A 13,329-nucleotide genomic window follows, 5' to 3' on the forward strand; every position below is an offset into this window, starting at 1 on the left:
GTTCGTGAGCTCACGGTTGTCCTTTCGATCGAGCTGAATGTGACGAACGCTAACAGCGTAGACATCTTAGGCAACGGGTAGACCCCGCATTACCGGCCGATCGCCGGTAGCGTTGAAGTATCCACCGCACCAATTCTCGGTGTGGGAAAGGAGGACATCATGAGTGAGTCGGAGCGTTCAGAGGCGTTCGGCACACCGGATGCCGCCGAACTGGAGCGGCTACGTCGAGAGATTGCCGCCCTTCGTCAAGAACTGGAAGGCAGTGCCTCTCAGCGGGGACCGAGCGCGGGCGATACCGGTCGTATTCGCGATCTGAACCAGCTTGAGGCTCGCGTTGACTCGTTGAACGCGCGGAACGCGAAGCTGATGGACACCCTCAAGGAGGCCCGTCAGCAGCTCCTGGCACTGCGCGAGGAGGTTGACCGGCTGGGGCAGCCACCGAGCGGTTACGGCGTGCTGTTGGCCGTGCAGAGCGACGATACGGTGGACGTGTTCACCTCGGGCCGCAAAATGCGGGTGACCTGCTCTCCCAACATCGAGACCAGTGAACTGCGCCGAGGACAGACCGTGCGCCTCAACGAGGCGCTCACCGTGGTCGAGGCCGGCAACTTCGAATCGGTCGGTGAGATCAGCACCCTGCGGGAGTTGCTCGACGACGGTCACCGTGCCCTGGTAATCGGGCATGCCGATGAGGAGCGCATCGTCTGGCTGGCCGATCCGTTGATCGCGCCCGACCTCTCCGAGGTGTCCGAGGACGCCGACGGTGCGGATCTGAAGCCCCGGAAACTGCGACCGGGTGACTCGTTGCTGGTTGATACCAAGGCCGGGTATGCCTTCGAGCGGATCCCGAAGGCCGAGGTCGAGGACCTGGTACTGGAAGAGGTTCCCGATGTCAGCTACAGCGACATCGGTGGTCTGACCCGCCAGATCGAGCAGATCCGCGATGCGGTGGAGCTGCCCTTCCTGCACAAGGACCTCTACCGGGAGTACTCACTGCGCCCGCCTAAGGGTGTGCTGCTCTACGGGCCGCCGGGATGCGGAAAGACGCTGATCGCCAAGGCAGTTGCCAACTCGCTGGCCAAGAAGATGGCCGAGATCCGTGGTGACGATTCGCGTGAGGCGAAGTCGTACTTCCTGAACATCAAGGGTCCGGAGCTGCTCAACAAGTTCGTCGGTGAGACCGAGCGGCATATCCGCTTGATCTTCCAGCGCGCCCGTGAAAAGGCCTCTGAAGGTACGCCGGTCATCGTTTTCTTCGACGAGATGGACTCGATCTTCCGCACCCGTGGTACCGGTGTCAGCTCCGATGTGGAGACGACTGTGGTGCCGCAGTTGCTCAGTGAGATCGACGGTGTCGAGGGCCTGGAGAACGTCATCGTCATCGGTGCCTCCAACCGTGAGGACATGATCGATCCCGCGATCCTGCGGCCCGGCCGTTTGGACGTCAAGATCAAAATCGAGCGGCCGGATGCCGAGTCGGCACAGGACATCTTCTCCAAGTACCTCACCGAGAAGCTGCCGGTTAACGAAGACGATCTCGCCGAGTTCGGCGGCGATCGCGGGTTGACCATCAAGGCGATGATCGAGAAGGTCGTCGACCGGATGTACGCCGAGATCGACGACAACCGGTTCCTGGAGGTCACCTATGCCAATGGTGACAAGGAAGTCATGTACTTCAAGGACTTCAACTCCGGTGCCATGATCCAGAACGTCGTGGACCGCGCGAAGAAGAACGCCATCAAGGCGGTGCTGGAGACCGGTCAGAAGGGTCTGCGGATTCAGCATCTGCTGGACTCGATCGTTGACGAGTTCGCCGAGAACGAGGATCTGCCCAACACCACCAATCCGGATGACTGGGCCCGGATCTCAGGCAAGAAGGGCGAGCGGATCGTCTACATCCGCACCCTGGTCACCGGCAAGAGCTCGAGCGCGTCGCGGGCCATCGACACCGAGTCGAGCCTGGGCCAGTACCTCTAGAACCTGCTTCACGCTCGACGCGCGGTCGCCACGGCCTGCCAGTCGCCGCGGGCGAGCTGGCGCCTGTCAGAGCGGTCGTAGCGGTCTAATAGGTCGGGAACCCGCAGGTGGTCGACGGTTCGAAAGCCGTGGTGCGCAAGCAGTTCGTCGGCTTGCGCGGCGGTCATCCCGGTGCGATACGGCTCGCCCCGTCGGGTGACGGACTTGGATACCCGACGCACCTCGGGGCGTGGGCTGTCGTGGCCGACGATATCGGGATCTCCGTAGTCCATGACGAGCCGGCTTTCCGGCGCGCACAGCTTGGCCAACTGCGCGAGTGTCGATTCGAGGGCGGCGCCCGTCAGGTAATAGGTCACCCCGAGCCACACGACGAGTGCCGGTGCGGTCGTATCGAATCCAGCGTCGAGCAGCTGGATCGTCAGGTCATCATGCTCGAAATCGCAGGGCACCCATCGTGGATGAACTCCATGGGATTCCAGAAGACGTCGTTTCTCTCGCTGGGTCGATGGTGCGTCAACCTCGAACACCGTGACGGGTAGCGACCCGAGGTGCTGGCTGGTTGTGTCGAATCCAGCGCCAAGAATCACGACCTGGGTGATACCGGCGTCTGCGGCCGACCGTAGCTCGGCATCGGACACGCGCCGCCGCAACACGATATGGGCGTGCAGACCTCTGCACCATCGATCGAGCAGGCGTAGACCCCAGTTGGCCGCAGTGGGGGAGAGCATCGCGACACGCAGCAGAGGGTTGGTGACGAACCATCCGGACTGCGGGTCGTTCAGGAGGCCGTCGCCCTGAAGCGACTCGGCAGCCCGCTGCCACGCGTTGAACTGTGCGGTCAGACTTGCGCTTTGGTCGAGTCGTCGTTGGGGCATACCGCGAGGATAGAAAGTCGGGCGGGCCGAAACTGATGCGCTGGCAGTACGTGGCAGTGCCTGGCAGGTGCCGGCGGTGCTGGTCAGGACGATTTACCTAGCATGGCGAGTACAGCCCGAGGAGGTATCCGTGAAATCCATGAAACCCCGAGAAATGCTTTCCGCTGAACGTGCCAGCTTGGCTGAGTTCCTACACACACTGTCCGAGGAGGACTGGCTGACTCCGTCCCTCTGTGCGGGCTGGCGGGTCCGCGATGTCGTGGCACACGCTTCGGTCGACGCGATATCGCTGGGTGCGTATCTGGGAACCGCGCTGCGGAACCCGTCGATCAACAGGCTCAACGACGCCCTCCTCGAACGCACTAGCCATCTGTCGAATCAGGATCTGCTCCGCCATTTCGAGTCGGCGGTGCAACCCGGTGTCTTCGGCAAGATGGCGCCCGCGGCGCTTCATACCGACGCCATGGTGCACCACCAGGACATCAGGCGACCATTGGGGCAGCCGCGGACCATTCCCGTGGACCGGCTGGTTTTCGCGTTGGACCATCCGGACTTCGGCGCTCACCCGAAGCGATACACCAAGGGTCTGCGGTTCGTAGCCGATGATGTGGACTGGGCCAAGGGCGAAGGGCCCGAAGTCCACGGCACCGGGGAAGCGCTGGTGTTGGCGATGGCGGGCCGTCCGGTAGTGCTCAGTGAACTCGAAGGCGATGGCGTGCCGATCCTGGCCGGGCGAATGGCTTGACGTCACGCCCGGCTTGAGGCGGCCAGGTAGACATCGCGTCCCGCTAGGCTCACCGCGACATCGGCAATCAGCGGCTCGAAGAACCGACTGCGGTACTGGGGGTCGATGCTGCTGTTGACGGTGAAGTACAGACCGGACAGCACCGAGACCAATAGCGACATGTGGATCAGCGTCTGCGGCACACCGATCCGGATACCGAACCATGTCCCCGAGCATGGCGGGGCGGCCCCGGACGGGCATGCGGATTCGCCGGCCCAGAGCGCCATCACATCATGTGGCACCGCCACGATGCCGAGCAACATAAAGAAGGCGAACACCCCGGAAGTGAAGAAGACCACCTGAATGGCCTGCGAAACCACCATCACCAGAAGCACATTCAACTTTTCGGGCCACCGTAGTGCGGGTCGGGGTACTTCGGCATCGGTGAGGTCCGCCAGCGGCGTCCCGGTGAGCAATGCCGCGGTGTTGGGGCCCTCCGAGCGATTCTCTCGCAGGCCGGCCAGCTCGTCGCGCACGGTGGCGAACATGAAAACTGTCGCCGTCAGTGCCAGGAATCCAATTGTCTGCCAGAGTCTTTCACGAGTGGTCCGGGCCGATAACTGCCACAATTCGCCGGTGAAGAAGACCACAACCGTCAGCATGAGCAGCGGCAAGGCGCGGGACATGAGTGTGCCCAGCGCGCCGAATTGCGTTGAGGCATAACGCAAAGCCCATAGCCCGATTGATCCGGCGCCCAGGTAGGTCAGCCAGATGAGCGCCAACGCGGCCGCGAGATATGCTGGCATCCGCGTGGCGGCCGCTGCCCACGTGCCGGTATCGACCGCAGGCAAGCCGATCACGAAGATCGCTATGACAAGCCAGGACAGGGCGCGGCGCGCAGTATCGGCGCGGAGCGTACCGATGCGCTGTAGCGCCGTGAGTATCAGCGGCTGTGCGGCCATTAGTAGCGCCACCACCGCGAGCAGGATCATCAGCATGATCGAGCGCGTGTCGTTGTCGGTGGAGATGAGCTCGTAGAGCGCCGCACCTGCACCCGCCACCCCGATCATGGGTGCGGCGCGATCGATTAGTTCACGCGAGCGCACTCGACGGTCTAGGACGACGGGCAGTCCTCGTGCCAGGAACCACTCATGGACGTCCTCAAGGTTGCGCACCACGTCATGATCGCCCGAGAGATGGCGATAATCGCCGACGCGATACGGCGTGTTTCGAGGGGAATCGGTGCACGAAGGCCCTGGTCGATTGGGGAAAACGCGCGTACGTTGAACCTATCGGGCGGCCGGATCGTGTAACGGTCGGAGGTGTTTCATGGCGGATGGGCAGGCGAGCCCTGATGGTGTTCGCGCAATCGGCTCATCAGGGCTGATGCGGGCCTTTTACGACGAGTACGCGGGTCCGCTGCATCGCTATGTCATGTATCTGACCCACGACTCGGCGCTGTCGGAAGACATCGTGCAGGAAGTGTTGTTGCGCGCCTGGCGGCATCCGACGCTCGTCAACCAGACCGAGGGCTCGGCGCGTGCCTGGCTGTTCACGGTCGCCCACAATCTGGTGCGCGATAACGCACGGAGCTCGCGTTTCCGCAGCGAGATAGCCACCGCCGAGACACCCGAGTTCGCGTCCCCGGATCAGGTGGATGCGACGTTGGACGCATGGCTCGTCGCCGAGGCGCTGCGTTCACTGTCCACCGACCACCGAGCAGTCATTCTGCGTGCGTATTACCGCGGCAGCTCGGTCGTCGATATTGCCGCTGAACTGGGTGTGCCCGAGGGCACCGTCAAATCACGCCTTCACTATGGTGTACGCGCACTGCGGTTGTCGCTGCAGGAAATGGGGGTCACGCGATGACTATCGAACACGTCTACGCCGACTGGGATGCCGCCTATGTGATGGGTGCGTTGTCGTCGACCGAACGCCGTGAGTATGAACAGCACCTGGTTGACTGCGCCAGCTGCCAACGCGCCCTCTCCGAGGTGACCGCCATGCCCGGCCTGTTGTCGATGGTTGATCGCGACTACGCCGAGAAGATGGAACTCGAAGACCCGCCGGCGCTGGCCAAGCCGGCCACCAGCTGCCCGGTATCGGCACTGTGGCCCAAGCTGCAGGCTCGGTGGCGCCGGCAGAGCGCCGTGCGTCGGCTCGGCTATGTTGGCGCGGTCGGGGTAGCGGCAGCCATCGCGCTGACGGTTTCTCTGGTGCCGCCGCCCTGGTATCACCGGCCCGCGCCGATGAATGTCGCAGCGGGCTCGTTGCCGTCGGGCGAGCACTGGCAGCCGATGCGCCAGGTGACACCCTCGCCGTTGAGCGCTCAGGTGGCGCTCGTCCGTGACAGCGCCGGCACTCGCATCGAAATGTGGTGCAGCTACCCCGTGTACGGAGACGATCCCGATGACGCCGCGGCGCCGTATGCGCTGCGGATCGGTACCCGCGACGGCGGGAGCATCATCGCCAGCACGTGGACGGCCAAGCCGGGCTCGACGATGATGACATCGACAACTGTCCCGATGTCGCCGGATCAGATCGAGAGTGTCCAGGTGATCGACCATCACGGCGACGCCTCACCACTGGTGTTCCTCGAACTGCGCCGCTGAAGTTCCTCACCCGCGAGGCTCCTGGCGCTTTGACGTGCCCATATTCAGGCTACCTGAAACTCGATTCATATTGTGCCATCACATGATTGAGATGACTCGATCACTTTTTCTTGTCGATTGTTGAACCCGTCACGTGTGACAGTCGTGTACTAGTCATGACCCCGCCGATATGCGCCCGAAACGGGAACATGCGAGTGGTTGATTGGCTCGCCTCGGAGCTGCATCGCCACGATATCGACTTCATCTTCGGGGTCGACGGCGCGAATATCGAGGATCTCTACGATGCGGTGTACTACACACCCGGGCTCGAGGCGATTGTCGCCAAGCATGAGTTTTCGGCGGGCACGATGGCCGACGGCTATGCGCGTGCCACCTCGAGGATGAGTGTGGTGGCCGCGACATCGGGTGGTGGCGCCGTTAATCTTGTTCCCGCGCTTGCAGAGTCATACGCCAGTGGGGTGCCGGTCCTAGCGATCGTGGGCCAGCCGCCTCGACCTTTGGAGGGCAATGGTGCGTTTCAGGACGGGAGTGGCCGCGCGGGAAGCATGGATTTGCAGGCCGTTTTCCGCCCGATCTCCGGATTCTGCGCGCGGGTGGCCCGGCCCGAAGATATTGCGGATGCGCTCACCCATGCCTTCGGAGCGATTCGCGACGGTCTACCTGCGGTTCTCCTGATACCCAAGGATGTTCAGCAGGCTCCCATGCCCGCCACGTCGCCGATGCGGGAGCCGCAGGTTCGCACCGGGGCGGTACCGGCCCAGCTGGCCGATTTCGCCGAGCATTTGGCGGACATGCCCGGCGGGATCCTGGTGGTGGCAGGGCCGGAGGTCGCACGTCATGATGCTCGCGAGGAACTGGCGGAGCTCGTAGACCGGCTCGACGCGTTTGTCGCGGTCTCTCCCGATGCCAAAGACGCTGTGGACAGCGATGATCCACGGCTATTGGGCGTCATCGGTGTGATGGGGCACCCCGCCGTCGAGAGGGTGTTGCACCACGGCGTCACGTGCGTGTGCATCGGGACGACGATGCCCGTGATGACGCGAGGGGGCCTCGACTTCTCTGCAACCCCCGTGCTGTCCATCGGTTCGACGACACCGCATATCGCGTCCCGGCATCTGCAGACCGAGGATTTGGCATCGACGTTGTCCGGGCTTGCCGCCGCCTTACCGTCACGTGTTGATACCTCGTACAATGAAACCCTCTACGCACCAGCTCATCTCGAACCGCCAGCGCATGACGGCGACGGCGTGAGGTACCACGATGTCATGCACGTACTCGACCGGGCGATTCCTCCCGGGGCGGATATCTTCGTCGACGCGGGCAACACCGGAGCCTCCGCGGTGCACTACCTGGGAGCTCGGCACCGCGGGCGCTATGTCGTCGCCCTCGGGATGGGCGGCATGGGTTATGCCTTCGGGGCCGGTATCGGTTGCGCGTTCGCTCGCTCCGGCCGCACCGTGGTGGTCGCGGGCGATGGCGCATTCTTCATGCACGGCATGGAGATCCACACGGCGATCGAACATCGACTGCCGGTGACATTCGTCATCGTCAACAACAACGCACATGCCATGTGTGTCACTCGCGAACAGTTGTACTACGGCGGGCAGTACAGCTTCAACCGGTTCGCGCCCTCGAATATCGGGGCCGGGCTGGCCGCGATGTTCCCCGGCCTGGTGTGCCGTTCGGCCGAAACGGTGGCCGATTTCGAGGCTGCCATGTGTGCGGCGATGGCTCACAACGGCCCTTCCGTGGTCGAGGTCGTCTGCTCGACCGACGAAATACCCCCGTTCGCGCCCTTCTTGTCATCCGCAATCGCTAAGGAGAAAACGCATGACCGAAACGATTACCGAAGCCACGAAAGCCTTGCCCGCGCTTAGCGATATCGTCGCCGATGCCGGCACCGAGGACGCCCTGCCCGGAGTGCACCGGATCGAGACCTCGCCACGTGCGAAGGCGACACCGATCATCATGGACATGATGCGGTCGGTGTATCCGCACGACCAGGTGTTCGGCCCGTTCTGCACCGTGCAGGAGTATGTGGACTGTCCACCCGACGAATTGCACCGCTACCTCTCCGACACCCGTTCCTTGGAGGAGTGGACCTACAGCCTGCGCGGCTTCGAGCAGACCGATGAACCCGGGCTGTGGGTTGCACACGACCGATTGGGTTCGGACACACTCATCTACACCCGCACCGAATCGAACGCCGAATCGGGAACCGTCGATTATCACTGCGCTTGGGATCAGGGCGATCATCTGTGGATGGTCTACCTCATGCGGGTGGTCGACGCACAGGTCGTACTCAACAAGCCGGGTTCCGTCGTGTTGTGGACCAACTGCCACCACCCGTTCTACGACGAGAATCCCTATCCGGAAACTGCGCCGCCGGAACGTAAGCCGTGGGTGGGGGACTTCTGGGACATGTTCGGTGCCGGTCATCTGCTGGAGCTGTTGAACCTCAAGGCCATCGCCGAATACCGCCACAGCCATGGGCTTCCGATCGTTCCGGAGTGGATGAAATGACCGTCAGTATTTTTGATATCGCCAGTTACCTACCTGAGAACCGGGTCAGCGCAGACTATTTCGCGCAGTATGCCAAGGACGATGACCTGGCCGAGAACGTCATGTTCCGCAGCCCGGCCTACCGACACCACGTGGCCGCCGACGAGTCGGCAGTCGATATGGCCGAGCGTGCGGTCGCCGGACTCAAGGACCGGCACGGCGACGGTGTGCTGGACGAAGTAGACATTCTCCTGACCCACACCCAGTTGCCCGATCTGCCGTTCGTGGGCTGCGGTGGGGAGGTGGCGAACCGGCTACAGATCCGCCCAGAGTGGATTCTGGACGTGCACAACGGCGGTTGCGTGTCGTTCGTCCTGATGCTCAAGCTTGCGCAACAGCTCATGGCGACATCCGGCGCTCGGTCGGCCCTCCTGGTCAACATGCAGAATGCGGCGGGTCAGATCTTCGTGCAAGACCAGGTGCGATCCACCGCGCAGGCCTCGATACCGGGCGACGGCGCCACCGCAGCCCTCATCACCCGCGAGGGGGATTCCCCGGTGTTGGGCATCGAAACCCGGAATTTCGGCGAGTACGCCGGAGACATGACCTACGCGGTGACACCCCATCGCAAGTACTGGGAGGCCGGAGCGGGACAAGGGCGGGTGGCATTCACCGAGCACAAGATCAGCAAGGTGTTGGCGCGCGGTAACCGGATGGTGCCCGAGGTTGCGCTGGCCGTTTGTGACCGAATCGGCATTCCGTCAACGGATCTGGATGCTCTGGTCACCAATCAGCCGAACCGGATCTTCCTGCGGAATTGGCGCGATGCCCTGCAACTGCCTCAGGAGAAGCACCCCGACACCTTTGACGAGTGCGGCAACCTCTTCGGGGCGGGTATTCCGCACACGTTCGATCAGGCGATCACCGATGGGCAGATCAAGGCCGGGGACACCGTGATGCTGGCAGGTTTCGCGCATGCCGGCGATTACGCGGCCGCCGCGGCCATTCGATGGGGCGGGAGGGGCCTGTGACGGTGAGTCCGCTCCGGTTGGCGCTGAACGAAAACCCATATCGTCCACTGCCATCGGTGCGTGATGCGCTCAGGCATGACATCGCCGAGGTGAACCGGTATCCCGAGTTTCTGCCCGTCGTGCTCCCGAATCTGATCGCAGAGCGCGTGGGTATGACACCTGAGGAAGTGGTGGTCGGTGTCGGCGCCACCGGCGTCGCACTGCAGGTGCTGCAGGCGTTGTGCCAGCCCGGCGATTCGCTGGTGTTCGCGCACCCGACATTCGATGGCTATCCGATACTGGCCGATATCGCCGGGCTCATCCAGGTGCCGATTCCGCTGGCGGACAACGGCATGACCGATCTCGACGAGCTGCTGGGGGCGGCATATGACGCCGATGCCGCCGCCGTTGTGCTCTGCCGACCGCACAATCCGACCGGAACGCTGATACCCGCGGATCAGGTCTACGAATTCGTGCACAAGGCGCCTCGGACCGCCGTCGTCATCGTCGATGAGGCATACATCGAGTTCGTGGACCAAGAGGCTCACCTCGATATCCGGCGCCTTATCTCCATGCATCCGAATCTGGTTGTGTTGCGGACATTCTCGAAGGCCTACGGGCTGGCGGGCCTGCGGATCGGCTATGGGCTGGCCGCGCCCGCGGTGTGCGGGGTTATCCGGCGCTACCAGTTGCCGTTCGGGATGAACCGGGCGGCGGCGGTGGCGGTGGCAGCCTCGTACGCGGCCGAGGATGAGCTGAATATCCGCGTGGATTCCATTGTCCGCGAACGTGATTTGCTCCGTAAACGCCTCGCTGAGGTGGGGGCGCAGACCCCGGAGAGCTACGCCAACTTCGTCTATCTGCCGGCCCGTGACGACGGCGAGCATTGGATGTCGATTTTGGGGACCAGCGATGTCGTCGCGAAGGTCTATCCCGATGGGGGTGTACGGCTCACCATCGGCGATCCGCGCGAGATGGCGATTGTCGCCCGGCGTCTGCGCGAAGGAGGACCAGCACCGGCCGAGGTGCGCAGACCGGCGTCATAGACCGGTTGGCCGCGGCGATCCGTCCCCCCGATTGCCGGCCCCGAAACGGCAAGGACTGCCGCGGCTAACCCCAACTTCTCAGAACGAGTAGCGGTGGTACTGGGCCATATAGCGCAGCTTGTTCGACAGCGACATCACCTTGGCGAGAAGGCGATACGCCTTCGGAACGCGTTGAAAGCTGAACGAGTCGAAGGGCGACTCCCATTCCAGTAGCCGCAGCTGCGGTACGGCCTGGATGATGTCGTCGGGTCCGTCGATGCCCCAGTGCAGCGTGGCGCCCGAGCGGCGTACCACCGCGTTGGACCATTGCGTCTTGATACCGAGGGAGTTGAACGCGTCGAATTGCAGTTCCCCGGAGGGAAAACGATCGACGATCCGGCGGAACAGGGCCACGCCGTCCTCCTCTTTGAGATACATCGTGAGTCCCTCGCCGATTGTCAGCACCGGGCGGTCACCCGGAATGTCGTTGAGCCACCCCGGGTCGGTGACCGATGCCGAAACCACGTGGTAGTGCTCATAGGTGGGGTAAAGCTGGTTGCGCAGTGCCGCCACGTCCGGGTAATCGACGTCGTACCACTCGACCCCCGGGCCGGGCTGCAGCCGGAAGAATCGGCTATCGAGGCCGCAGCCCAGATGTAGCACAACGGCTTCGGGGTGCGCAGAGAGGAACGCGCGTGCCCAGGTGTCGAAATGCGCAGACCTGGTCGTGACGGCTGGGACCGCGCGGCGGTGATCGTGGTCCTAGACCAGTCGTAGTCGATTCGGTCCACGATGTCGCGCGCGTACACGTCGTTGAGGATCGGTTGGTGCAGGTCGGCGTCGAGCGCCTTGGCGTAGAACGTCGCCAGCATCGTCTGGGGCGCTCCGCTGAGGTCGACGTGAATCTTCTCGGGATGGCTCATGAGCCCGACGCTAATGCGGGTGAGATGCGCAAACGGGAAGCCTGAACAGTCCCCGGCGTGGTGTTCAGCCTCGCCTCTCTAGGCTGAACGTCATGCAACGGATCATCGGTACCGAGGTTGAGTACGGCATTTCGTCGCCCACGGACCCCGCCGCCAACCCGATCCTCACCTCCACGCAGGCGGTGCTGGCGTACGCCGCGGCCTCCGGGATCCAGCGGGCCAAGCGCACCCGGTGGGACTACGAGGTGGAGTCGCCGCTGCGCGATGCCCGCGGTTTCGACCTGGGCCGGGTGAGCGGACCGGCCCCGATCGTGGACGCCGATGAGGTTGGCGCGGCCAACATGATCCTCACCAACGGCGCCCGCCTGTATGTCGATCACGCCCATCCCGAGTATTCGGCGCCGGAGTGCACCAACCCGCTGGACGCCGTCATCTGGGATAAGGCCGGTGAACGCGTCATGGAGGCCGCCGCCCGCCACGTCGCCAGCGTGCCCGGTGCCGCCAGGCTGCAGCTGTACAAGAACAACATCGACGGCAAGGGTGCCTCCTACGGCACGCACGAGAACTACCTGATGAGTCGGCAGACGCCGTTCTCCTCGATCATCACCGGCCTCACCCCGTTCTTCGTATCGCGCCAGGTCATCACCGGTTCGGGTCGCGTGGGCATCGGGCCCTCGGGTGACGATGCGGGCTTCCAGCTGTCGCAGCGCGCCGACTACATCGAGGTCGAGGTCGGCCTGGAAACCACCCTCAAGCGGGGCATCATCAACACCCGCGACGAGCCGCATGCCGACGCCGACAAGTACCGCCGCCTGCACGTGATCATCGGGGACGCCAACCTGGCCGAAACCTCGACATTTCTGAAGGTCGGCACCACCTCGCTGGTGCTCGACCTCATCGAGTCCGGCGCGGACCTCTCCGATCTCACGCTGGCGCGTCCAGTGCACGCGGTGCATGTGATCAGTCGCGATCCGTCGTTGCGCGCCACCGTGGCACTCGCGGATGGCCGCGAGCTGACAGGGCTTGCGCTACAACGCATTTACCTGGAGCGCGTCGCCGAGCTCGTGGCCTCGCGTGACCCGGATCCGCAGGCGACCCATGTGCTGGAGGTGTGGGCCAAGGTCCTCGACCTGCTGGAGCGCGACCCGATGGAATGCGCCGATCTGCTGGACTGGCCGGCCAAGCTGCGGCTGTTCGAGGGCTTCCGGCAGCGCGAGAACCTGAGCTGGTCCGCGCCGCGCCTGCATCTGGTGGACCTGCAGTACTCCGATGTGCGCCTCGACAAGGGGCTCTACAACCGGCTGGTTGCCCGCGGGTCCATGCAGCGGATGGTCACCGAACAGCAGGTCTTGGATGCGGTGACCCGGCCCCCGGTAGACACCCGGGCCTACTTCCGGGGCGAGTGCCTGCGCCGATTCGGTGCCGATATCGCCGCCGCGAGCTGGGACTCGGTGATCTTCGACCTGGGCGGGGATTCGCTTGTCAGGATTCCAACCCTGGAGCCGCTGCGCGGCAGCAAGAGCCATGTGGGCGCGCTGCTGGACTCGGTGGATTCCGCGGCTGAACTGGTCGACCAGCTCACCACCTAGCAGGTTCTGGAGAACGCCGAGTCTTGGCCAGTCTCGGCAGGGTGCGTTGCCGCCGCTGTGACGGAGCTGCCCGGTAGGCTAAATAGAACCGA

At 63.7% G+C, this 13,329-nt stretch carries 11 protein-coding genes and 1 pseudogene; 9 read left to right on the forward strand and 3 right to left on the reverse strand.

What is annotated here, in order from left to right:
* The first annotated feature begins 159 nt into the window (after positions 1-159).
* The gene (arc, locus tag AB0H22_RS18230) at positions 160-1,977 is read left to right on the forward strand and encodes a proteasome ATPase (protein ID WP_180751335.1); all 1,818 of its coding nucleotides are present in this window, start codon (positions 160-162) and stop codon (positions 1,975-1,977) included.
* Between the two features lie 8 nt (positions 1,978-1,985).
* Here arc and AB0H22_RS18235 read toward each other — a convergent pair whose 3' ends face one another.
* The gene (locus AB0H22_RS18235; RefSeq protein WP_358147875.1) at positions 1,986-2,852 is read right to left on the reverse strand and encodes an SAM-dependent methyltransferase; all 867 of its coding nucleotides are present in this window, start codon (positions 2,850-2,852) and stop codon (positions 1,986-1,988) included.
* A gap of 139 nt (positions 2,853-2,991) precedes the next feature.
* Between AB0H22_RS18235 and AB0H22_RS18240 the strand changes: the two genes are divergently transcribed.
* The gene (locus tag AB0H22_RS18240; protein ID WP_358147986.1) at positions 2,992-3,597 is read left to right on the forward strand and encodes a maleylpyruvate isomerase family mycothiol-dependent enzyme; all 606 of its coding nucleotides are present in this window, start codon (positions 2,992-2,994) and stop codon (positions 3,595-3,597) included.
* A 2-nt stretch (positions 3,598-3,599) separates the two neighbouring features.
* Here the strand turns inward: AB0H22_RS18240 and AB0H22_RS18245 are convergent, their stop codons facing one another.
* Positions 3,600-4,751, reverse strand: coding sequence for a hypothetical protein (locus AB0H22_RS18245; RefSeq protein ID WP_358147878.1), 1,152 nt, complete (start codon positions 4,749-4,751; stop codon positions 3,600-3,602).
* 211 nt (positions 4,752-4,962) lie between these two features.
* Between AB0H22_RS18245 and AB0H22_RS18250 the strand changes: the two genes are divergently transcribed.
* The 6 genes from AB0H22_RS18250 to AB0H22_RS18275 all read left to right on the forward strand — a co-directional run bounded on the left by AB0H22_RS18250 (position 4,963) and on the right by AB0H22_RS18275 (position 10,746).
* Positions 4,963-5,445, forward strand: a complete 483-nt coding sequence (locus AB0H22_RS18250; RefSeq protein WP_180751585.1) for a sigma-70 family RNA polymerase sigma factor — start codon at positions 4,963-4,965, stop codon at positions 5,443-5,445.
* On the forward strand, positions 5,442-6,188 hold the full coding sequence (locus tag AB0H22_RS18255) for a zf-HC2 domain-containing protein (RefSeq protein ID WP_358147880.1): 747 nt from the start codon (positions 5,442-5,444) through the stop codon (positions 6,186-6,188). Before AB0H22_RS18250 ends, AB0H22_RS18255 begins: the two co-directional genes overlap by 4 nt.
* 188 nt (positions 6,189-6,376) lie before the next feature.
* Entirely contained in the window at positions 6,377-8,065 is a 1,689-nt protein-coding gene (locus tag AB0H22_RS18260; RefSeq protein ID WP_180751583.1) for a thiamine pyrophosphate-binding protein, read from the forward strand.
* Positions 8,052-8,711 carry an SRPBCC family protein gene (locus AB0H22_RS18265; protein ID WP_180751584.1) on the forward strand — a complete coding sequence of 220 codons (660 nt, stop codon included), beginning with the start codon at positions 8,052-8,054 and terminating at the stop codon, positions 8,709-8,711. Before AB0H22_RS18260 ends, AB0H22_RS18265 begins: the two co-directional genes overlap by 14 nt.
* Positions 8,708-9,721: a 3-oxoacyl-[acyl-carrier-protein] synthase III C-terminal domain-containing protein gene (locus AB0H22_RS18270; protein ID WP_358147882.1), complete on the forward strand. Its 1,014-nt coding sequence runs from the start codon at positions 8,708-8,710 to the stop codon at positions 9,719-9,721. Before AB0H22_RS18265 ends, AB0H22_RS18270 begins: the two co-directional genes overlap by 4 nt.
* Positions 9,700-10,746 (forward strand): aminotransferase class I/II-fold pyridoxal phosphate-dependent enzyme, encoded by a 1,047-nt coding sequence (locus AB0H22_RS18275; RefSeq protein ID WP_180751330.1) that lies wholly within the window; start codon positions 9,700-9,702, stop codon positions 10,744-10,746. Before AB0H22_RS18270 ends, AB0H22_RS18275 begins: the two co-directional genes overlap by 22 nt.
* 78 nt (positions 10,747-10,824) lie before the next feature.
* Here the strand turns inward: AB0H22_RS18275 and AB0H22_RS18280 are convergent.
* Positions 10,825-11,648: pseudogene (locus AB0H22_RS18280) on the reverse strand (class I SAM-dependent methyltransferase).
* A gap of 92 nt (positions 11,649-11,740) precedes the next feature.
* Here AB0H22_RS18280 and dop point away from each other — a divergent pair.
* Positions 11,741-13,237, forward strand: coding sequence for a depupylase/deamidase Dop (gene dop, locus AB0H22_RS18285; RefSeq protein WP_180751328.1), 1,497 nt, complete (start codon positions 11,741-11,743; stop codon positions 13,235-13,237).
* Positions 13,238-13,329: the final 92 nt, after the last annotated feature.

Source organism: Mycobacterium sp. NPDC050853 (genome assembly GCF_040653875.1).
In the GTDB taxonomy this organism is placed as follows: Bacteria; Actinomycetota; Actinomycetes; order Mycobacteriales; family Mycobacteriaceae; genus Mycobacterium.